The sequence below is a fragment of the Lysobacter capsici genome (assembly GCF_018732085.1).
Lineage (GTDB): Bacteria > Pseudomonadota > Gammaproteobacteria > Xanthomonadales > Xanthomonadaceae > Lysobacter > Lysobacter capsici_A.
In genome coordinates, this window is record NZ_CP076103.1 from 4556562 (window position 1) to 4578972 (window position 22411).

At 64.8% G+C, this 22411-nt stretch carries 15 protein-coding genes; 7 read left to right on the plus strand and 8 right to left on the minus strand.

All coding sequences use genetic code 11. The features are described 5' to 3' along the window. Positions 1–440: 440 nt before the first annotated feature. On the minus strand, positions 441–2756 hold the full coding sequence (locus KME82_RS19015) for a DUF1631 family protein (RefSeq protein WP_215495415.1): 2316 nt from the start codon (positions 2754–2756) through the stop codon (positions 441–443). A 124-nt stretch (positions 2757–2880) separates the two neighbouring features. Between KME82_RS19015 and KME82_RS19020 the strand changes: the two genes are divergently transcribed. The 6 genes from KME82_RS19020 to KME82_RS19045 all read left to right on the plus strand — a co-directional run bounded on the left by KME82_RS19020 (position 2881) and on the right by KME82_RS19045 (position 8946). Further along, entirely contained in the window at positions 2881–3465 is a 585-nt protein-coding gene (locus KME82_RS19020) for a nitroreductase family protein (protein WP_215495416.1), read from the plus strand. Between the two features lie 23 nt (positions 3466–3488). After that, positions 3489–4418: a 5'-3' exonuclease gene (locus KME82_RS19025; protein WP_215495417.1), complete on the plus strand. Its 930-nt coding sequence runs from the start codon at positions 3489–3491 to the stop codon at positions 4416–4418. A gap of 188 nt (positions 4419–4606) precedes the next feature. Continuing rightward, positions 4607–5173 (plus strand): NUDIX hydrolase, encoded by a 567-nt coding sequence (locus KME82_RS19030; RefSeq protein ID WP_215495418.1) that lies wholly within the window; start codon positions 4607–4609, stop codon positions 5171–5173. Positions 5174–5365: 192 nt separating this feature from the next. Then, on the plus strand, positions 5366–6337 hold the full coding sequence (gene galE, locus KME82_RS19035; protein ID WP_215495419.1) for a UDP-glucose 4-epimerase GalE: 972 nt from the start codon (positions 5366–5368) through the stop codon (positions 6335–6337). Positions 6338–6388: 51 nt separating this feature from the next. Beyond that, a complete protein-coding gene (locus KME82_RS19040) occupies positions 6389–7120 on the plus strand; it encodes a class I SAM-dependent methyltransferase (protein ID WP_215495420.1) in 732 nt (243 codons plus the stop codon). Beyond that, positions 7117–8946 carry a class I SAM-dependent methyltransferase gene (locus tag KME82_RS19045; protein WP_215495421.1) on the plus strand — a complete coding sequence of 610 codons (1830 nt, stop codon included), beginning with the start codon at positions 7117–7119 and terminating at the stop codon, positions 8944–8946. The genes KME82_RS19040 and KME82_RS19045 overlap by 4 nt, the downstream gene beginning before the upstream one ends. A 108-nt stretch (positions 8947–9054) precedes the next feature. Here the strand turns inward: KME82_RS19045 and KME82_RS19050 are convergent, their stop codons facing one another. The 7 genes from KME82_RS19050 to pip all read right to left on the minus strand — a co-directional run bounded on the left by KME82_RS19050 (position 9055) and on the right by pip (position 21046). Beyond that, entirely contained in the window at positions 9055–9510 is a 456-nt protein-coding gene (locus KME82_RS19050) for an adenylyltransferase/cytidyltransferase family protein (protein WP_215495422.1), read from the minus strand. Between the two features lie 26 nt (positions 9511–9536). After that, positions 9537–11012 (minus strand): hypothetical protein, encoded by a 1476-nt coding sequence (locus KME82_RS19055; protein WP_215495423.1) that lies wholly within the window; start codon positions 11010–11012, stop codon positions 9537–9539. An 82-nt stretch (positions 11013–11094) separates the two neighbouring features. Further along, a complete protein-coding gene (locus tag KME82_RS19060) occupies positions 11095–15333 on the minus strand; it encodes a glycoside hydrolase family 99-like domain-containing protein (RefSeq protein ID WP_215495424.1) in 4239 nt (1412 codons plus the stop codon). A gap of 9 nt (positions 15334–15342) precedes the next feature. After that, positions 15343–16479: an ABC transporter ATP-binding protein gene (locus tag KME82_RS19065; RefSeq protein WP_215495425.1), complete on the minus strand. Its 1137-nt coding sequence runs from the start codon at positions 16477–16479 to the stop codon at positions 15343–15345. Between the two features lie 10 nt (positions 16480–16489). Continuing rightward, a complete protein-coding gene (locus tag KME82_RS19070) occupies positions 16490–17281 on the minus strand; it encodes an ABC transporter permease (protein ID WP_215495426.1) in 792 nt (263 codons plus the stop codon). Continuing rightward, complete coding sequence (locus KME82_RS19075; protein WP_215495427.1) at positions 17278–19617, minus strand: glycosyltransferase family 2 protein; 2340 nt, start codon at positions 19615–19617, stop codon at positions 17278–17280. Before KME82_RS19075 ends, KME82_RS19070 begins: the two co-directional genes overlap by 4 nt. A 487-nt stretch (positions 19618–20104) precedes the next feature. Then, complete coding sequence (gene pip / locus KME82_RS19080; RefSeq protein ID WP_215495428.1) at positions 20105–21046, minus strand: prolyl aminopeptidase; 942 nt, start codon at positions 21044–21046, stop codon at positions 20105–20107. A 509-nt stretch (positions 21047–21555) separates the two neighbouring features. Between pip and KME82_RS19085 the strand changes: the two genes are divergently transcribed. Further along, positions 21556–22410, plus strand: coding sequence for an alpha/beta hydrolase (locus KME82_RS19085; RefSeq protein ID WP_215495429.1), 855 nt, complete (start codon positions 21556–21558; stop codon positions 22408–22410). Position 22411 lies beyond the last annotated feature (1 nt).

Below are 22411 nucleotides of genomic sequence, written 5' to 3' on the forward strand. Positions count from 1 at the left end.
GGTCACATCGTGGCGACAACGTCGCCTCTTGGGCCGTCCCACCGCCGCGCCGCTGCAAAGCCGCGAGGTTCTTTTGTGGGAGGGGTTTCAACCCCGACGCTTTTCGATCAAATCGCCGCCTAGCCCCCGCCAGGGCGACGCGACCTGAGCCAAAAGAATCGGGCCTGAAGGCCCTCCCACAAAAGACTTCTGGCCTTCGCCGCAAGTGCTTCCGATCAACTGCGAGTCAACCACGAGGTCTTTTATGGGAGGGGTTTCAACCCCGACGCTTTTCGATCAAATCGCCGCCAGCCCCCGCCAGGGCGACGCGACCTGAGCCGAAAGCGTCGGGCCTGAAGGCCCTCCCACAAAAAACTTCGGGGCTTTCGCCCCGTCGTGATGGTGTAGCAGGTGTATTAGGAATGTCGCCCCGATTCGGCCCGCGGCGATGGACCTGCCGCTCAGATCACCCGATCCAGATGCCGCCGTACCTGCCGCATCGCCTCGTCGAACGCGGTGCGCTCGGCGCCGACCAGCAACCGGCCGGACGCCGCCAACACCGCCAACTCCTCCGCCGACGCCACCAGCGCGCGCACGCCGCGCCGGTTGACCAGCAGGAAACGCGAGGTCAACGGGCTGACCCAGGCGACCTTGACCGCGACGGTCTCGCCCTGGGTGTTGGTCAGGCGCAGCCAATCGCCCGGTTCGAGCTGACGCATGCGCTCGGCCAGCAACGGATCGTGCGCGCCGGACCCGTCGCCGCCGGCCATGTACAGGCGGCGTTCCTCGGCGATGTCTTCCTCGACCTCCGACGCGCTCGGCGGCGCGTGTTCGTCGCGCTCGCTGTCCGGGGTCGCCAGCGCCCGCACCAGGCCGGCCATGCCGTGCTGGGCCGCGCTGTCGTCCAGGCCCGAACTGGCCAGGCACTGCACGATGATGGGCTGCAACGCGAGCAACTGGTCGGCCAGTTCGCGTCCGCGGTTCTCGGCGGCGAGCTTGTCGGCCATCACCAGCGCGTCGCCGAGCGCCAGCGCCTGCGCACGGCGCTTGGGATCTTCGTTTTCGCGCAGCAACACCTGGACCATGTGATGCCGCCACGGCGTCGCCAGGAAGTCGGCCACCGCCTGGGTCAGCCGGCCTTCGCCGATGCGCTCGCGCACCGCCGCGTCGGCCTGGCTACGCGCCGCGCCGAGGCGCTCGCGGCCGTAGGTGGCCTTGGCCGCGCGCTGTTCCTGCAATTCGATCCGGCGCCGGTGCTGCGACAGCAAGGCGTCGAGTTCGGCGTGGGCCAGCTCGAACACCGCGAGGTCTTCGTTGTAGTCCGAGACGATGCGCTGCGAGATGTCCGAAGCGCGCTCGAGCAGATCGCGGTCCTGCGGGGTTTCGCCGTCGTTGCCTTCGCAGGCTTCGGTGATCGCATCGAGCAGGCGCCGCGCCGGGTGCTCGCGTTTGACGAACACCTCGTTGTCGGTCAGCGCGACCTTGACGTACGGCATCACCAGCCGCGCATACACGCGCCGCGCGCGGTCCTGCAGGGCGTGGTTGCGGAACAGCGAGTCGAACAGCAACGCGACCAGGTCGATCGCATCGTCTTCTTCGGCGCTGAAGCAGGTCTGGTCGGGATTGAAGCCGAGCCGGCGCGCGCCGTCGAACAGCTGGTCGCGGATGGTTTCGCCCAGGCGTCCGGACACCGCCAATGCACGCGCGTACGCGTCCGGCGGTTCGGGCTGCAGCAGCGAGGCCATGCCGACCACTTCGTCGATGCGCAGCTCGCGCCGCGGCGCCATCGAACGCTGCGGCGCCTGGCCCGGCGGCAGACCGCCGGCCTTGACCATGCCCTCGCGCCAGGCGTGCAGCTGCGAGCGCAGTTCGGCCAGTTCGCTGGCCATCGCGGCCACATCGGCCTGCGAAATCGGCTGGTTGTTCGGCTGGCCGTCGTGACCGCCGGCATGCGCGGCATGGCCGTCGCCACCGTAACCGCCGCTCGCGGCGGAGTGAGCGTTGTAGTCATGGGGCACGGACGCAGCAGCCTCGCGATGCGGGACGGTGTCGAACACGCTGTCGAGCGTGTTGCGGTCGCGGCGCTCTTCGGCCGCGCGCGCGGGCGTGCCGGGCGCGCCTGCGCCGCCCATGCTGACACCGTAACCGGCCGTCGCCATTAGATTGTTGATGCGGCCGTACAAGTCGCCCAGCAGCCGCGCGAGTTCGTATTCGTACTGGCGGAACAGGCGCACGCGCAGGCTTTCGTTGACCTGCGCTTCGCTGTAGATGGCGGTGAAGGCCTTGACCAGCCGATACGGCCCCAACGGGTTGTCGCCCTCGGGCGCGCCCATCGCCTGCGACATCATCTGCAGACGGCTGCGGATCATTTCCAGCGGGCGCTGATAGCGCTGTTCCAGCGCCTCGGTCAGGCGCTCGCCGTCCAGGTCGAACGCCAGCTGCTGTTCGCCGACCAACTGCAGCGGCGAACCGCCGAGCCCGCCGACCACGCTGCCGGGCTGGCGGAACGCGTCGAAGCCGTGACCGACCTGCTGGCGAAACGCCATGACATGGCTGGCCTGTTGCTGACGCAGGATCCACAATGCGGCCTGGTCTTCGTAATGATGATTGCGACCGTCGCCCTTGAGCGAGTCGGCCTTCAGCGCTTCCTCAATCGGTCCATACAGGGTGCCCGGCAGCCCCCCGAGTTGCTCGAGCGTCTGTCGTTTGATTTCTTCGAGCACGCGCGACGGATCGCTGCGCGTGGTCTGAACGACGCCGTGCAAATGACCGGACACGTACGGAGTTCCCCCTGATGGATGCGGTCGCGTCTGTTTGCGACTGCCACGGTCAGGATAGTGCCTAGATGCGACCATTTATGTGTCGCCGTTCATTTTTGTGACCGAGGTTCAACTTACTTACATGCCGCCCTCCTCCCCCGACTTGCTCACCGCCCTCGACACCCGCCGATCCGTCCCCGCCAAGCAGCTCACCGCGCCCGGACCGGACGAATCCACCCTTAAACGTATGTTGACCTCGGCCGTGCGCGTGCCCGATCACGGCAAGCGCGTGCCGTTCCGCTTCCTCACCATCGAAGGACAGGCGCGCCACGCCCTGGGCGAACGCGTCGCCGCGCGCGGCATCGAGGTGTTTCCCGACGCCGGCGAGGCTGCGGTCGAAAAGGATCGCGGCCGGTATTCCTCCGCGCCGCTGATCGTCACCGTGATCGCCAGACTCGGCCCCGACGAAAAAATCCCCGAGTTCGAACGCGTGCTCACTGTCGGCAGCGTGTGCTTCGCCTTGTTGCAGGCGGCGCAGGCGTGCGGCTTCGGCGCGGTCTGGCTGACCGGCTGGCCGGCCTACGACGAGCAGGTCGCGCAGTGGCTGGGGCTGCAGGCCGACGAACGCATCGCCGGCTTCATCCATATCGGCACGCCCAAGCTCGATGCGCCCGAACGCGAGCGCCCCGATCCGCTTGAACTGACCCAAGCCTGGTCGCCGAGCTGAGCGCCGCGTGCTTGAATGAGCCCATGAACAACGCCGCACCCACACCGGTCTACCTGGTCGACGCCAGCCTGTACGTGTTCCGCGCCTGGCACTCGATCCCCGACGAATTCCAGGACGCCGAAGGCTGGCCGACCAACGCCGTCCACGGTTTCGCCCGCTTCCTGCTCGAACTGATCGAGCGCGAACGCCCGCGCCATATCGCCATCGCCTTCGACGAAGCGCTGGACTCGTGCTTCCGCAACGCGATCTACCCGGCCTACAAGGCCAATCGCGATCCCGCGCCGGACGCGCTCAAGCGCCAGTTCGGCCACTGCCAGGCGCTGTGCCGCGCGCTGGGCCTGTCGGTGCTGTCGGATTCGCGGTACGAAGCCGACGACCTGATCGGCAGCGCGATCGTGACCATGCGCAGCCACGGCTACCGCGGCGTGATCGTGTCGGCCGACAAGGACCTGTCGCAGTTGCTCGATACCCACGACGAACAATGGGACTTCGCCCGCGGCCAACGCTGGGGCGCCGACGGCGTCCACGCGCGCCAGGGCGTGCATGCGCGACAGGTCGCCGATTACCTGGCCCTGACCGGCGACGCGGTCGACAACATCCCCGGCGTGCCCGGGATCGGCGCCAAGACCGCGGCCGCCCTGCTCGCCCACTTCGATACCCTTGACGCCTTGCTGGCGCGGGTGGAGGAAGTCCCGTTCCTGCGCCTGCGCGGCGCCGCCAGCGCCGCGGCGCGGCTGCGCGAACACCGCACGCAGGCCTTGCTGTGCCGGCAGCTGACCACGATCGCGCTGGACGCGCCGCTGGGCGACAGCAGCGGCCACTTCGTGCGCGGCCAGGCCGACGCGGCCGGCCTGCTGGACCTGTGCGACCGTCTGCGCTTCGGGCCGATGACCCGGCGCCGCCTGCACGAAGCGGTCGGCCTGGACTTCGCCGCGTCACAGGTTCCGTCGTAGCATCACCCGCCCGCGGCGCGGCCGCCACGGCACCGACCGACCCCGCCCCGCTGCGGTACGCTGAAGGCATGAACGCGTCGCCGCGCGGCCGCGGCCGGTCCCGATCGGCCGGCCTCGCCGCGACGCACCCACTTTCAGCCATGCCCAAGCGCCTCGCCCCGCCGCGAGACGACCCTGCGAGGAACGCAATGACGTCAGCCGATCACGCCGCGCACGACCAACCGATCGAAACCATCTACACCGGCCAGTGGCTGCGCATGATGCGCCGCGGCCATTGGGAATACGCCGAACGCACCCACGGCAAGGGCATGGCGGTGATCATCGTCGCCGTCACCCCCGACGACAACATCCTGTTCGTCGAGCAATACCGCGTCCCGCTGGGCGCGCGCACCATCGAAATGCCGGCCGGCCTGGTCGGCGACGACCACGACCACGACACCCTCGAATCGGCCGCGCAACGCGAACTGATCGAAGAAACCGGCTGGGACCCCGCGCGCGTCGAAGTCCTGCTCACCGGCCCGACCTCCGCCGGCATGAGCAGCGAACGCATCGCCTTCGTCCGCGCCACCCAGCTGCGCAAGGTCGGCGACGGCGGCGGCGTGGCCGGCGAGGACATCATCGTCCACCAGGTACCGCGCGCCTCCGCGCCGATGTGGCTGATGCAGAAACAGGCGGAAGGCTACGAACTCGACCTCAAGCTGTGGGCGGGGCTTTGGATGATCGAGCGGAATCCGGATGGGTCGGCGGTGGGTTGATTTTTTCGCCCAGCCCGTCTCGCCAAGCACATCGCCTGCGCCTGTCCATCGTTCGACGTACCAGCGCCTGCGTCGTTTCAATCGTCTGACCGGCGAGAGGCCAACCACGAAATAGCCACGTTTTTTCGACCTATTTCCGCGAGTACTCCGCCACTAAGCTGCCTGCGTGTCTTAAGTTCCACGTTGGTCGCGATGCATATTCTGGTGTGTGGGGGCGCCGGCTATGTCGGCTCGCATGTTGCCTATGTCCTGGCCGAACGCGGCCACGAAGTCACGGTGCTCGACAACCTGAGCACCGGTCATCGTCAGGCCGTGCGCTGGGGGCGGTTGATCGAAGCCGATCTGTTGAAGCCCGAAACGCTCGAGGCCGGCTTCGATCGCCCAGTCGATGCGGTCATGCATTTCTGCGCGCGCTCGCTGGTCGGCGAATCGGTCGGCCAGCCTTACGACTACTACGACAACAACGTCGTCGGCAGCCTCAACTTGTTGCGCGCCATGCATCGTCACGGCGTGGAGCGGCTAGTGTTTTCATCGACCGCGGCGGTATTCGGGCAGCCGATATCCGGGCGGATTCGAGAGAACCACCCGAAATCTCCGATCAATCCCTATGGCGCCAGCAAGCTGATGGTCGAGCGCGTGCTGGCCGATGCCGCGCGCGCCTACGCGTTACGCTCGGTGTCGTTGCGTTACTTCAATGCCGCCGGCGCCGCCGCGCAAGCCGGCATCGGCGAATCGCACTTCCCGGAGACCCACCTGATTCCGAACGTACTGCGTTCGGCCCTGGGAATCGGCGCGCCCCTGAAAGTATTCGGCGACGATTATCCGACGCCGGACGGCACCTGCATCCGCGACTACGTGCACGTACTGGATCTGGCCGACGCGCATGCGCTCGCCCTGGACTTCATGGACTGCAACGTCGGAGCTCACCGCTTCAATCTCGGCAACGGCGACGGCTTCAGCGTATTGCAGACGATCCAGACCGCCCGCGACATCACCGGTCTGCGCATCCCTTTCGCGTTCGCTCCGCGCCGCGACGGCGATCCGGCGGAACTGGTCGCCGCCAGCGACAAGGCCCGGTCCGGCTTGCAGTGGAGCCCGCGCTTCGATCGCCTGGACCAGATCATCGCCAGCGCCTGGGATTGGCACAGAGCAGCGGCTTACTGACATCGCACCCGATCCGGCGCGATGCGCCCAACCTGCTGCACGAGCCTCCCGATGAAACTACCGCATTTTCTTACCAGCTATCTTAAAAAAAGCAAGGAACTGCTCGACACGCACGGCGAACAGCGTGCGATGTCGTTGGCCGTCGGTGGCGACTTCGAGGCGGTGGGTGCGCTGGAATTCTGCCTGCTCAAACAATTGGGATTGCAGCCTGGGCACCGCCTCATCGATGTCGGTTGCGGCAGCGGACGCCTGGCCAAGCAGCTCACCGATTATCTGACCGGCGCCTACATCGGCATCGATGTCGTGCCCGAGCTGTTCGCTTACGCGCGAACGCTGTGCGGGCGCAGCGATTGGCGTTTTTACGCGGCGCCGGGAACCAGCATTCCCGAACCCGACGGCAGCGCCGATTTCATCGTGTTCTTCTCGGTGTTCACCCATTTGCAGCACGAGGAAACCTATCGTTATCTGTGCGCGGCCAAACAGGCGCTCAGGCCGGGCGGGAAGATCGTGTTTTCGTTTCTGGAATTCCGCATTCCCTCGCATTGGTTCATATTCGAAAACTCGGTTATCGACGAGCGGCCGGACAAGGTGCTCAACCAGTTCATCGACCGCGACATGATCGGCGAATTCGCGCGCCACCTCGAACTGGACATCTTGGACATCCAGGATGGCAATCTGCCGCATATACCGCTGGACCGAGTGATACGTTGGGACGATGGCCGGAAAATGAATGGCCACGGGAACCTCGGGCAATCGGTCTGTGTACTCGGCCGGCCGGCATGAACGGACCGGTCAACGAGCAACCGTCCTCGCCGCGCGCGAACGCATCGCGGCGAACGAATGCATATGCGCTGCAGGCACTCGCCACCGACGAAAATTTCGACGAGCAGGCCTATCTGCTCGCCAACGCGGATGTCGCCGCGGCGGTGCATAAGGGCGACTGCCGATCCGGACGCGCGCATTTCGACAACTTCGGGCGCACCGAAGGGCGCAGTTTGCGTCTTCCGGTTCCGAGCGAGCAACGCAGGGAAAAACTGCTCAGACTGCGGCCGCTGCTACGCGAAGGTGCCGCGATCCACGACGATGGCGAGCGTCTGGACGGTTTGAGCGAGGCACTGCGCGCGACGTTCGCCATCGTGCCGACCCATAACGTCAGCGGCCACAGTTACGATGCGCGCGCGCTGGAACTGATCGAGCGCCACGCCGATGGCCTGGTGCTCGATTGCGGAGCCGGTCAGCGCGATGTCTATTATGCGAACGTGGTGAACTACGAAGTGGTCGCCTACGACAGCACCGACGTGCTCGGCGTCGCCGAACGGCTGCCGTTCAAGGACGACAGCTTCGATGCCGTGCTGTCGCTGTCGGTGCTCGAACACGTCAAGGACCCGTTCCAGGCCGCGCGCGAGTTGATGCGGGTGCTCAAGCCCGGCGGCGAGCTGATGTGCGTGGCGCCGTTCCTGCAGCCGCTGCACGGCTATCCTCATCATTACTACAACATGACCGCGCAGGGACTGCGCAGCCTGTTCGAACCCTTGACCGACGTCCGGGTCGAGGTCTACGGCGCGCTTCGGCCGCTGTGGTCGTTGCACTGGTTGCTAGGACGCTACCTGGCTGGCCTGCCGCACGATCATCGCGAAGGCTTCTCGGCCCTGACTGTCGCCGAGCTGCTGGCCCCGCTTTCCACCCAGGAAACCCGGCCCTATGTGCTGTCGCTGGATGCCGATGCCACTACCGCCATCGCATCCGCCCACGCTCTGTTCGCATGCAAACCGGTCGTAGCGACCAGCATGCAATCGGCGTCGCCTATCACGCCCGAAATCGCGGCGCCGACACCCGCACAGCCCGCCGCGAAGGCTTCGGCAGAGTCGGCGCAGTCGTTATGCCCGATCTGCGATCTGCGCGTCGACTTCTCCGCCCCGGACGACTATTGGACCTGCCGGGAATTGCTGAAAGCCGCCGCTTGCCCGATGGGCAGTTGTATCACTCGCGAACGCGCGCTAGCGCGTGCGTTGTTTTCCGTGCATCCGCGCGAACGCATAGGCGCCTTGGCAATCCATGAAGCGGCCCCGGCCGGACGCGGCTTGTCGTCGTGGTTGCAAAAAAATTGCCCGGGTTATGTAAAGTCCGGCTATTACCCCGATCGAACCTTCGGCGAGATGGTGGGCCGGCTGCGCAATGAAGACCTGCACGCCCAGACCTTTGCTGATGCCAGCTTCGATCTGGTGCTGCATCTTGACGTCCTGGAGCACTTGCTCGATCCGTTCCTGGCCTTGCGCGAAATCCACCGCACACTCAAACCCGGCGGCTACTGCATGTTCACCGCGCCGACCTATGCGCAGCGCGAAAAATCCGAACAGGTCGCGTTCGTGACCGACGACGGCACGCTGCGCATCGTCGGTACGCCCGAATACCATGGAAACCCCCAGGATCCGGGCGGCGGCGCCCTGGTTACCTGGCGCTACGGCTACGACCTGCCCTTGCTTATCATGCGCAATACCGGTTTCGACGTCGAAGTACGGCGCTGGCAGTCGCGCCACGACGGGATCATGGGGCTGATGACAGAGACCTATATTCTGCGCCGCGCCAGAATGCCGACGACGCCCCCATAACTTCGGCGACCGGCCGACATCGGCCCAATCGCCCTTCGCTCTGGTCGCTTCGTCTGCGCCCGACCGGGTCGCTACGCGGATTCGATCGCCCTTAACTCAGAACCCACGTCAGAATCGCTTGACCATATCGGACAGCCGCTCGACCTGCACACGCAGCTCCGACAGCTTGTCGGCGTGCATCGCATTGACCAGGTACCGGATCTCGGTCGTGGATACATCGGCGGTACGCGGCACATAGATCACTTCGCAGACGTCTTCCAGGTCGTCGAACCTGCCGGCCCAATCGTCGCCGATCGCGAACACCGCCGCGCCCTCGCGAACCACGTCGTCGCGCTTCTGCTCCCAGCACTGTTCGGCGATGACCTTGTCCACGAAGCGGACGGCATTGAGTATCCGCACCCGCTGCGCGTAAGGATAGATCGTGCGCTTGCCTTTGATTTCGTTGAACTCATCGGTCGAACAGCCCACGATCAGGCGGTCGCCCAGGGCGCGCAGGCGCGAGAGCAGATTGACGTGGCCTACATGAAGCAAATCGAAGGTGCCGTAGGTAATGACGGTTCTCATCGCGGGTCCAGGACGGATCGTTCGATCTAAATGAGGTGAGCGGCATGCTGGCCGCGACGGGTGGCGAAAATTACTTGCGACCAGTTGCTGCGTCCGATCGCGCGGAACGATCGCTGCTCGTCCAGGCCGGCACCGGTCACCGCCGCATACTGGCCGCTCTGCAACACCCCGGAGCTCTCCAGCAGCATGTCATCGAACACGATGCTGCAACGTTCGGCCAACGCGGCGCGGATCGCGCCATATGCGTCGACCGTCCGCTGGCGGGTGCCGGTATGCATGAACACGGCATCCAGGTTGGCGGACGAACGGCTCAGACGCTGCGCGATCGTGCCGGCGTCGGCCACCAGCAGGCTATCGCGGTGACGATGCGTCGTGAGGATGTCGCGCAATACGAAATCGTCACCGGCATTGAGCGACGCGAACGGAGCATCCAGCGGCTGATCCAGATCCGCCAGCCACAAGGTCAGTCCCAGGTTCTCGCAGCTGCGCGCGCACCAGTCCACGAAACGCGGATTTCGCAAGCCGAAGATCATCACCTGCGACCCGGGCGCCAGATCGCGCAGGCAATACTCGATCGATTTGATCTTGTACCAGGTGAAGTCCGAGTCCGGGTGGGCCGCGGCGCGCCCGCACACCAGCGGCAGGCATTCGCGAAACCACGGCAGCGTCGGGGTGAACTCCGACATCGCCAGCAATCTGCCTCGGTACGCCACATCGGCGCGATTCCAATCGAACCGGAATGAGGGATCGGGTTGCCGCCATCCGGGGCCGTAGTTCACCTCCAGCAACGCTTGCGGCTGGTTCGGAATCGGCACCTGCACGCCGACGAACTCCACGTTCCGGGTTGGCTCCACGTCGCTGGACCTGAGTTTTCCGACATCGAGCGGGAACTCGTTCACATAGTTGTTTTCGATCAGAGAGGAGAACAAATCGAAACGAAACCCGCCGCCGGTGATATCCGCGGTAATGTGCAACAGCCCAGGCAGATGCTGCTGCGCCCGGTAGCCGGGCTGGGCATTGATGAAGTCGGTCAGCGCGCGCCATTCCAGCGCCCAGTCGAGATAGTGCTCGGCGCGACTGACATAGGCGCAGTCGACATCGTCGTCGTGGGCGATCAGGTCGCCTTCGCGCACCAACCCGAGCAGCGTCCCGGACGTCAGGTAGGTCGGCACGCCGAACTCCTGGGAAATACGCGCCAGCAGATCGGCGACCAGTTGCATGACCTGTTTTTTTCGATCGGCCGACAGCGAGTGGCGAAGCGATTCGCTCACGCCATGCTGGGTGTATACATGTCCGTGCCCATGAACGCTCTCGGTGGCCGCGCTCATCATCCGCCAGGCGGCCTCGCGATCGGGAATCGCGATGAACTCCTTTTCGACCACGTCCAGCAGTCCGAGCTTGAGCAATAACGCGAACCGCAGCGTCCCGGCCGCTTCGCCGTCCCGCGGAAGGTCCGCCATGGCGGCCAGAAACGCGCGTAGCGCGATCAAATGTTCAGACATGGCATCCGTTCGCCGCAACGCGGGTAGAGGCCAGTGCGATAGCGGCCAAGACAGATGAAACAAGCGGCTGCTTCACGGGCATTCAATGCGCCTCTTCCTGACGGTCCTCAACGGCGTCGAGCAACTGCGCGGCCACCTCGTCCAGATACCTCATCGCGTGCTCGGATTGGAGTTCGGACAACCCCATGCGCCCGGCGATGTAGCCCTGGACCTGGCGTATCTCATCCAAATGCCGCTGCGCCGCCAGCGAATGTGTGACGCTGACCGCGTGCCGTCGGTGCAGGTTGTCGGGCGTGCCGCTGTAGACGACCTTGGCGCTCTCGTCCGCGAGCAACTCGCTGTACAGGCGCCAATCCCCGGCCATGCGATACGCGCGCACTTCGCTGCCGGAGCGTTCGAATACCTCCAGCAATGCTTTGCGATCGAATACCACCGAACTCACATTGAGGATCACGTTCTTGATCGACAGCACGTCTTTGACGAAATCGCTGCCTTTCATGGCGAAATCGCCGGCCATCGGGTTGCTCGGCAAGTCCTGATAATAGAACCCGTAGGAATCGCCGATCCGGTTTCCGTCCTTGTCCAGTTGCGCCGAGTCGGTGAAGCCCAGCGTCGTCCCGTCCGCGCACATCGCCATCACATTGGACAGAAAACGGGTCGAACTGGCGTCATCCGCCTCCGCTATCCACAGATACTCGCCCTGCGCCATGCGGGCGCCCTTTTCCCATTGCCGGAACACCGAGCCCGAGTTGCGCGCGTTGACCACGATGGCGGCATCGCGTCCGGCCGCGGCCAGGCAGTCGCGGATGACCGCCACGCTATTGTCCGGCGACTGGTCGTCGAGGACGATCAACTCGTAGATCGGATAATCCTGAGCCAGAATCGAGCCGATCCGCTCGGGCAAATAGGCGGCGTAGTTGTAGTTCGGCAGCACGACCGACACTTTCTTCAGGTCGGGATATAGACGCTGCAGCAACCCGAACACGTAGGCGCGCCAGCCGTATTCCTGCGCGGCATGCTGCGAACGCAGATCGCGCAGGCTGTCGGTATCGTTTTTCAGCCAGTCACGCACCGCGGACGCCATGGCTTCGGTGTTCGCCATCGGCACCAGATCGCCGTTGCAGGCATGCCGGGCGATGGCTTCGGCGTAGCCCCCGCCCCCATCGAACGCCACCACCGGCAAACCGCAGGCAAGCGCTTCGAGCACGATCGACGGGAACGGATCTTCCCGCGAGGTCATGACCATCAGATCGGCGCCGTTGAGATAAGGCGCCACATCGTCGGTGAACGGCAACACATGAAAACGCCCGCTCAACGCTTCGGATTCGAGATCCACGTCCAGCCACAGACGCAGATCGTCGTGAACCTCGCCCAGCCAGACGAAGTGCGCTCGTTCGACGGTGGCCGTAACCCGCCGCGCCACCTCGACGAACAGATCGAAGCCCTTGCGTAGGTCGCCGTAACCCAGATTGATCATGATCCGGGCGTCGTACGGTAGCTGCAACTTGCTTCTGAGGTAGCCGGCGTGCTCAGGCCTGAGGCCGACGTCCTGGTAGATGCCTTGCGGTTGGATCGCGGCCTTGCCGTTGAGCGGGCCCACGATCTCCTCGAATCCCGTCTTCACGTACTCGGCCGCGAACAGAACCTCGTCGGCATGGGTCGCGATCGCGCGCGCACGCGCTTCGTAGGAGCGCTCGGTGATCAAACGCGGCAATTCGTGCACCAGCGACAGCACCTTGAACCCGCGCTCATGCAGATGCTTGACGATATCTCCCACCACGACCGTGTTGCAGATCGCGACCCTGTCCGGTGCTTCGCGCGCGACCACATCCAGGAACAGATCCAGCGGCAGGCCCGTCTCGCTGACGACGAACACCTTGCCGTAGCGACGGTAGTCCGGCACCAGCGGCCCGCCTTCGAGCAGCACCAAGGTGACTTCGACGCCGAATTTATCGTGCAGCGTCCGCATCAGGTTCAAGGTCAGCAACTGCGCGCCGTGCCGGTGTGCGTCGTGGCCCACCAACAGCATGCGCTTGCCGGGTTGGCGGCTCTTCGGCATCCCGATCAAGCCGCGCAGAGTCGCGTTCAGATAGGCGACCCCGTTATGCAGATCCGGTTCGAGGTGCGCGCCCTCGGCCCACTCGTTCCAGGCATTGACGAACACGTAGCGGTACTCGTCCTGGATGGGATGTTCGGCCGCCCAACCAACCAGATAGCGCAGCCAGTTCTCGTAGCGCTCCGGGTCGGCGTTGGCGAAGCCCATTCCCCGGCCGGGCTTGCGCGCCTCGTTGTCCCAGGCCGGGACCAGCGTGCGAATCAGATCGAACGCCGGCGGTTCAACGTCGCGGCTGCTCTGCACCAGATCGTCATACTCAAGATAATGTCCCTTGAAGCCGGGATCGAAGATCTCCAGCTTGGAATTGACCGGGGTCAGGTGCTTGGCGAGTTTGTGCGGTGGAAATTCGATCGCTCCGTCCAATCCGAACGGCCGCGGATCGTCGTCGTCGAAGCACTGCGCCATCAGGATCAAGGGATCCATTCCGTGCTTGCGCCGGAACACGCGTCGCCAGGACGCGATCCGCTTGCGCGCTTCGGGAATCAGGCCTGGGCGGTAGATGATCAGCAACGGCCGGCCGTCGACCCGCTCGTAGCGCGGGTCCGCGAAGTAACGCGCGAAATCGGCAATCAGCGCCTCATCGTCGGCCGGACGGTACTCCTGGGACATGAGCACATCGCTTTCCATGCCGTCCCAGCGGCGCGTCCAGTTTTCGTTCGCCCACATCAGGCAGAACGGAAACTCGACATCCGCGTGCTCGACGAACAGATCCAACGGTTTGTCCAACAGACGCTTGCCGTTGAACCAGTAGTAATAGAAACAAAATCCGGTCACGCCGGAAGTGCGTGCCATATCGACCTGGGCACGGATGCTGTCAATGTTGCGCAGGTCGTAGTAGCCCAGGTCCCTGGGCAGTTGCGGCTGGTGATGGCCCGAGAAGCGCGGCATCGCGCGGGTGACGTTGGTCCACTCGGTGAACCCCTTGCCCCACCACTGGTCGTTCTCGGGGAACGGGTGAAACTGCGGCAGGTAGAACGCGAACAAACGCGCGCGCACTTGTTGGGCCAGCCCGTCGCGGCCGATCAGGCGTTCTTCGAAATGCGATCCAGGCTGCAGGCTCGCCTTGATCTGGTGGGTCAGGCCATCGCTGGTCTCGACCGTCGCCGGCGCGCCGTGGCGGGGCAACGACTCGCCGTTCGCGCGTCCGACCTGCAGGTGATAGCTCAACGGCTCCACCTGGCGTCCCAGGCGCTTGGCCACCAGTTCGCCATATCGCTCGAACGAATAGCTTCGGTTGATGTCGCGCGATTCCGTCCAGCCGGTCAAGGTGTAGTGCAGCAACGGATCGATATCCGCATCGCGCACATCCTGGTTGGATTCGAGATAGTAATCGGCGTGGAAATATTCGTTCGGCGAGTATCGGCGCCAGCCGCCGGCCAGGTAATCGGCCAGCAGGCAGCTGGGCGATTGCGACGGATCGAGCTGATAGCGGTAAAACGTGGGCTCGAAGTAGACGCTCGGCTGGCGGCCCTCGCGCTCGCCGAATTGCAGGTAGTGCAGCAATGGGTTCATGCCCGAAGCGAGCACGTCCGGGTACCGATCGCAGTACCAGCGGGTGTCGAACAGATAATTGGGACAGCGGCCCTCGGTCGCGCCGCGGAAGTAGTAATGCGTGGCCGGATCGGCGGATGCCGCCTCCACGTCCGGATAGCTGCTGCGATACCAGGCTTCGTCCAACAGACCCGAGCGCGCGATCTGGCTGATGTTGATAGCATCGCGGCCATGATGCCCGCCGTCCTCGCCCGGAGCCGTTCCCAGCGGACCAAGCAAGGTGACGTCGCGCGGCGCCATGTCGCCCCCCCGCATCAGGGTGAGTTCGGCGAATCCCGGCTCGCCTCCGGCGAAGCGCCACCCCAGGCGCAGAGTTTGCGCCCCCGATGGAACGGCAAGTTCGAACGCGAACCCGGCCAGCATGCCCGGCGTCAGGCCGAAGTGTTCGTTCACATCGATTCGTTCGAACGCATGGCAAAACGGCGTCGCGCTGCCCGTTTCGCTCTCGACCAGGATGTCCAGCTCACCCACTCGCCAGCCGCCGACGCGCGCACGGCCGTCATCGCATACCGCGACATCGACCTTGAGCCCGGCGACCACCTCACCGTCTACGACCATCTCCGCCGGCGTGCGCTGGATCGGGAATGGTTCGGCTTGCTTTGCGGTATCGGGCTCAGCGGCGACCGGCACCGACTTACGCAATGAAAAATTCATGAGCATGCATCACTCGAGACCATACTTGATGATTGGCGACGCGACCAAAGGCAGCGGCGCACCCAGGTTCTGAGGGGAATTGCCCACGCTTACCAGGATCCGCGCGGCCAATGCCGGCAGATCGTGCATATCCACCTCGTCGACCGTGAAGCGGAATCCGTACTTACCCGCTTTCTTGGCCAGGAAGCGACGCACGTCGTCGCGTTCGACGCGTTCGAACTGCGCCACGATCCGGCGCACACCATCGAGTTCGAAACTCAAGGACTTGGCCTCGTTGCCGGCGGAGACCGCCCAGCCTTCGATCAGCAGCCGACGACCATCGCCGCGTACCTGCTCGATCGCGCCGATCGAATCGCCGAAGATCAGCGGATCGGACTCAACCAGCTGTTGGCGCAGCTTCGCGCTCACCCCAGCGGCGATTTCGCGATAGCACTCGATGCCGGTTTCGATGCCGCCGAAATAGCGCATCCGACCTTGATCGAGTACCAGCGCCTTGGTGCACATCTCGCGTTGCAGCGAGGTGCTGTGACTGGCCAGGACCACGATACGGCTGTCGTGGAATCGGCCGAGCATCCGTTCTCGCGCTCGCTCGATGAAGCTGGCGTCCCCGGTCGCCAGCCATTCGTCCATCAGCAGGATGTCCGGCTGCACGGCGGTGGAGATCGCAAATCCAAGACGGGTGCGTTGACCGGCCGACAAGGTATGCAGCCGATGCGCCGCGCAGTCCTTGAGTCCGGCGAAGGTCAGGATGTCGTCCAACGCCGCCTGCAATTGCCGGATCCGCAGTCCCATCGCGGTTCCGCGCAGAAACACGTTTTCGCTGACCGACGCGTACTCGTGAAAGCCGATGCTGGAATTGAGCAGCGACTGCATGCTGCCGCGGCTGTACACGCTCCCATGGGTCGGCGGAAACGCGCCGTTCAATACCCGCAGCAAGGTGCTCTTGCCCGCTCCATTGAGGCCCATGACGGCGATTCGGTCGCCTTCCTTCGCCTCGAAGCCGATGCCCGACAAGATGGTCTTGTAGCGGCGCGAGCTGCGCCCCAGAGTCGCCCGGAAACTGGAGGCCGACTCACCTCGAAACTCCCGCTGCTGATCCAAGGGCAGTTCGAGCACGATATTGCTGGCACGTAAAACAGCGGTCATGGGATAGATCTCACAGCCACGTCGGTACGCGGCGCGCGAAGCGGCCGTAGGCGGCGGCCGCCGCGAACACGCCGACCAAGGTCATGACCACGAGGTATTGCACGGTCAGCGCCTCCACCTGCTCGCCGAACAAGGGCGCGCGCACCGCTTCCAACAGGTGGTACAGGGGGTTGGCGCGCATCAACAGCCCCTGGGTGGTGCCTTCCTGAGCCAGACGCGCGTACCAGACCACCGGTGTGATCAGGAACGCCGCCAGGATCGCGCTGCCCATGAACTCGTTGAGATCGGCAAAACGGGCGCCGAGCAACGAGAACAGCACCGAATACGAAAACAGGTTGACCAACAGCACCGCCAAGCCCAGCAACGACCAACCCAGGCCGGCGATCTCCAGATCGCTGGCGCCGAGCATCGCGACGAACAAGAGCGGCAGCGACAGTAAAAAATAGAACATCGACCGACTCATGCAGCGCAGGATGAAATCGGTCAGGTTTCGATGCCCGTCGTAGATATACGACTGATGCGAGGCATACAGCGTCGTCGCATCCAGGATCACCGTCGACATCAGACGGAAAATCAGGAAACCCACGCCAACATGGGCCAGGAAATTGCCTTGGTCGACCGCCGGCTGCAAGGCACCGATGAAACCGCCCACGCCCCAGATGTAGACGGCGATCGGGATCGGGATCCATAACAAGCCCAGCGAGGTCTTGCGGTATTTGACGATGGTGTCCAGCCAGCTTCCGTAGATCCAATGATCCGGCCGGCGCAAACTCTGGTTGAAGTGAGACAGCAATAGACTCATTGAAGCACCGATGCGGGCACGCTATGACGGGATTGACGCGGCGCTCGGCTATCGGCCGAACGCGGCGGGAACGCCAGCTCGAAGTGCAGGCTGTTCAAGGAGAGGTTCGGGTTATAGGCCGGATCGTTGAGCAACAGGCTGCCCCACCGGCGGCGCATGATTTCCGATTCGGCGCGAAATCGCGCGAGTTTTTCCGGCGTGTTTTCGTGGCCACGGCTGGCCGACTCGTGGTGGTAGAGCTCGGCGTACGGCGTCCATACATTGCGATAGCCGCGCTGGTCGATACGCAGGCACAGGTCGACGTCGTTGAAGGCCACGGCCAGGTCTTCGTCCATGCCGCCCACTTCGTCGAACACCTCGCGACGCAGCGCCAGGCAGGCGCCGGTCACCGCGCTCAGATTCTGGACCACGCCCGCGCGCCCCAGGTAGCCGTTGCTGCCTCGGCGCATATGCACATGGGCATGGCCGGCGATGCCGCCTACTCCGAGGATGACGCCGGCGTGCTGGATCGTATCGCTTGGGTAGTACAGCATCCCGCCGACCGCGCCTATTTCCGGACGCGTCGCGTGCGACACCAATTCGTCCAGCCACTGCGTGCTTATGACTTCAGTGTCGTTGTTGAGCAGACACAGAATGCCGCCGTCGGCGTGACGCGCGGCGTGGTTGATGATCGAAGAGAAATTGAACGCGCACGGGTAGGACAGAACCTTAACTTTGTCGCGCTCGCGCAATCTGGCCAGATAATCGAGGGCCGAGGATTCCGAAGATCCGTTATCGACCACGACGATCTCAAACCGACCGTATGAAGTGCGCTCCAGGATGCTGGCGATGCATTTTCTCAACAGTTCCGCGCGATCGCGGGTCGGCACCAGTATCGATACCAGCGGCTGCCGAGCTCCGGGTTTGCGCACCGTCCGGTAATACCCATGCACGGTGACCTGCACGCTCGCCTCTACGCCGGTGCGTCCCATGTGGTCTTCGATCGCGCGCCTGCCGGCCTCCAGCGCGTAGGGCTTGCTGCCGCCGCTTTGCGCTGTGGATTCGCTGCTCGAGCGCCAGTGATAGAGCACTTTGGGAACATGCACGACCTGGTCGGGGCGAATGCGCTCGACGCAGCGCAGCACCAGATCATGATCCTGCGCGCCTTCGTAACCGGGTCGCATGCCGCCCACCGCGCGGACCAGTTCGGTCTGGATCACGGTGAAATGGCAGATATAGTTCTGGCCGCACAGCAGGTCGGGATTCCAGGCGGGTTTGAAGTGCGGCTCGTAGCGGTTACCCGACTCGTCGATCTTGTCCTCGTCGGAGTACAGCAGTCTCGGTTCATGGTGCTCGCCGATCGCCCGCGCCATTTCGCTCAGCGCGTCGCGATGCAGTTCGTCGTCGTGGTCGAGAAAACCTAGGTACTCGCCGCGCGCCAGATCGATCGCGTTGTTGCTCGCCTCGCAGATATGCCCGTGGTTTTCGCGGAAGTGCACGGCGATGCGCGGGTCGCGGCCGGCGTAGCCGCGCAACAGGCGCTTGACCGCGCCCGAGGAGGACGCGTCGTCGGCGATGCACAGTTGCCAGTTCGGATAGCTCTGGGCCAGGACGCTGTCGATGCAGCGGCGCAGCCACGGCAACGGCGTATCGCGCACCGGCAGCACGATCGAGATCAGCGGGCCGTCGCTGGCCGGATCGGTCGTTGCGGGGTCCGGACGCGCGGACAGATGGCCGCCGAAACGCGCCAGCCACTGTTGATACGAATGCGCGCGCTGCCGCAAGGTGCGGCGGTAGCGCTGCGCGAGCAGTTCGCCGCCGGCGCCGACCTTGCCACGCAAGGCCCGGCTGAGGAACAGCGCGAACGCGGTCAGCGCGTCCTCCCACAGCAATCGCCGGGTGACGCGCTGGATGCCGCGCAGCATTTCGAACACCGCACGCACCCGCGAAATACGCTGGAAGCCGAACCGACGCAGGCCGAAGCGCGCGTTGCATTCGGTCGGATCGAAGCGCAGCGCCAGCAGCGACGGGCCGATCACCACCACCGTCCGCGAGCGTCCATTCGCGGACGGGTCGGCGAGATCGATGCGGATCGATTCGTTGAGGCCGCTGCCGTAGTCGGGATACAGACACGGCGCGACGATCGCCCCGTCGTCGATATCGAAATCCACCGTCACCAGGTACCAGCCGGTCGCCGGCAGCGCGGCGTCCCGCGTCGGCCGGACCTCGAACTGAGGGTCCTCGCCCTGCGCGCTGTAGCGGGACCGCCCCTGCGAATCGGGCTGTTCGAGCAACTGCTGCAACGGCACCAGCGTCAGCGGCTGTCCCGGCCCATGTAGTGAACTGTTCTTCGACATCCCCTGCCCGCACTCCCCTGATCCGGACGCACCGCGCCCGTCCCCGCTCAAATCGCCGCTGGCGAACTCCCCGTGCGCCACAGCGTTAAAAATTCATCAATTATTTATTCTAATTAGAGAATCACACCCTGATCGGAGAACTGTCAAGCAAGCGGCTGGGGGGCCACGGACGCGGCGCGAACCGTGTTTTTCAGCCGAAAGGCAATGCTGCGAAGGCCGCGCGGCGAGGCGCTACGGCTTGGCTGTGCCGCGATTCGCGCGAAATTCAACGAAGGCGCGCACTGAACAGGCCGCGCGCAAGCACATTAATTACGCTGCATCCGATGGGAATGCGCCGAAACCCGACGCCGCGGGATGGCGAGCGACAGTGAGAGCTGCCGCAAAGCTCGGTGCGGAGCGAGGGGCGCGGTATAGACACCGCACTCGCGAACGGTTTCGCCGGCGGCGTCGGGCCGATGCCCAACGCCGCGGCCGAGTCGCCAGACGATCAGGCGAAGCGGTCGGTCGCCTGCACCAGCGCGTCGATGTTTTCGATCTCGAACGCGGAATGGCCCGAAGCCGGGGTGATGCTCAGTTCCGCCTTCGGCCAGACCTTTTTGAGATCCCACGCGTTCTGCAGCGGACAGACCACGTCGTAACGGCCATGCACGATCATCCCGGGGATGTCGGCGATCTTGTGCGCGTCGCGCAGCAACTGGTCTTCGACTTCGAAGAAGCCACCGTTGACGAAGTAGTGGTTCTCGATGCGGGCGAAAGCCAGGGCGAACTTGGCGTCTTCGTGGCCGCTGACGAAGTCCTGGTCCACATGCAGGAAACTGGTCGCGCCTTCCCACACGCTCCAGGCGCGCGCGGCGTCGAGCTGGGTTTTTTCGTCGTCGCTGGTGAGGCGGCGATGGAAGGCGCTGATCAGGTCGTGGCGCTCGACCGGCGGAATCGCCTTGAGGTAGTGCTCCCACGCATCCGGGAACAGGCGCGAGGCGCCTTCCTGGTAGAACCATTCCAGTTCCCAGCGCCGCAGCATGAAGATGCCGCGCAGGACCAGTTCGGTGACGCGTTGCGGATGGGTCTGCGCATACGCCAGCGAGAGCGTGGCGCCCCACGAGCCGCCGAACACCTGCCAGCGCTCGATGCCGAGCTGGCCGCGCAGTTTTTCGATATCGGCGACCAGGTCCCAGGTGGTGTTGCCGACCAGATCGGCATGCGGGGTGGAACGGCCGGCGCCGCGCTGGTCGAACAGCACGATGCGGTACTTGGCCGGGTCGTGGAAGCGCCGCATCTTGGGGCTGCAGCCCGCGCCGGGGCCGCCGTGCAGCAGCACCACCGGCTTGCCGTTCGGGTTGCCGCACTGTTCGTAATACACGCGGTGACGGTCGTCGACCTGGATCGTGCCGGTGTCGAAGGGTTCGATCTCGGGATAGAGCGTGCGCATCGCAGGTCTCGCGGTCGGGGAGGCATGCAGTCTAACGAGCGGGATGCGGATGCAGCTAGGGCGAGGGCCGGGATTTGCGCGCGGCGCGGCGCGATCGGGTCGTCGCGATGTGATGCGTGTGGAGGTAGTGGCTTCGATGAATCGAAAAACAAAGCCGGCTTTGGTTTGTTTCGATACCGCTGAACGTCCAGAGACTTCAGCGCCCTCGCCCAGACCGTCATTCCCGCGAAGGCGGGAATCCAGGGCCTTTCGTGCGAGAACGCTTGAAGTCTCTGGATTCCCGCTTTCGCGGGAATGAGGGTCTGGAAGGAGCGCGCAGAGGCATTTGGAGGCGGCCGTTTTCAAACTGCACGAAGCCATCCTCCATGAGTGAAAGCCCTGTGCAGGCGCGTGGCATGCAACGCGATCGAACGCATCCGCAGCGATCCGGCAGGCGTATGTCCATGGCAGCAGTGATCGCTCGCGGATCACCAGCGCCCATCACCCGCCACCACCCGGACCGCCTCACGATGCCGTCATTGTTCAGATCGTTCAGCACCTTGATGATCGCGCTGGCCGCGCTGCTCAGCAGCGGCTGCGAGCGCGCGCTGTTCGGCTACATCAACCGCGGGCTGCCGCCGGCGGAGGCCAGCGCGGTGTACGCGCCCGAGCTCGGTCTGTCGCTGGACATCTACCGGCCGCAGCCAGCGTCCGCGCGGGCCGCGCCGGTGGTGGTGTTCTTCTACGGCGGTGGCTGGCAGCGCGGCACCCGCGCGCAATACCGTTTCGTCGGCCGGCGCCTGGCCCGGCAAGGCGTGTTGACGATCGTCGCCGATTACCGCACCTGGCCGCGCGCCGGTTTCCCGGAGTTCGTCGACGACGGCGCGCGCGCGGTGGCCTGGGCCAAGGCGAATGCCGGTGCGTACGGCGGCGACACGCAACGCTTGTTTATCGCCGGGCACTCGGCCGGCGCGCAGATCGCCGCCCTGCTCGGCACCGACGCGCGCTATCTGCGCCGTCGCGGGGTCGGTATCGACGAAGTGGCCGGAGTGATCGGCCTGTCCGGGCCGTACGACTTCGAAATCACCGGTCAGTACCGCAAGGTCTTCGGATCGCCGGCGCAATGGCCGCGGGCGCAGGCGGTGAATTTCGTCGACGGCGACGAACCGGCGTTCCTGTTGATCCACGGCGATGCCGACCGCGTGGTCGAGTCGCGCGACAGCGTCGAACTGGCCGACAAGTTGCACGCGCACGGCCGTTCGGCGCGATTGATCCTGCTGCCCGGCGCCGGGCACATGGCGCCGCTGGGCGGCCTGTATCGCGATGAGCGCTCGCCGCGGGTGGTGCCGGCGATCGTCGACTTCGTCAACGGCGACACGCCCTAGG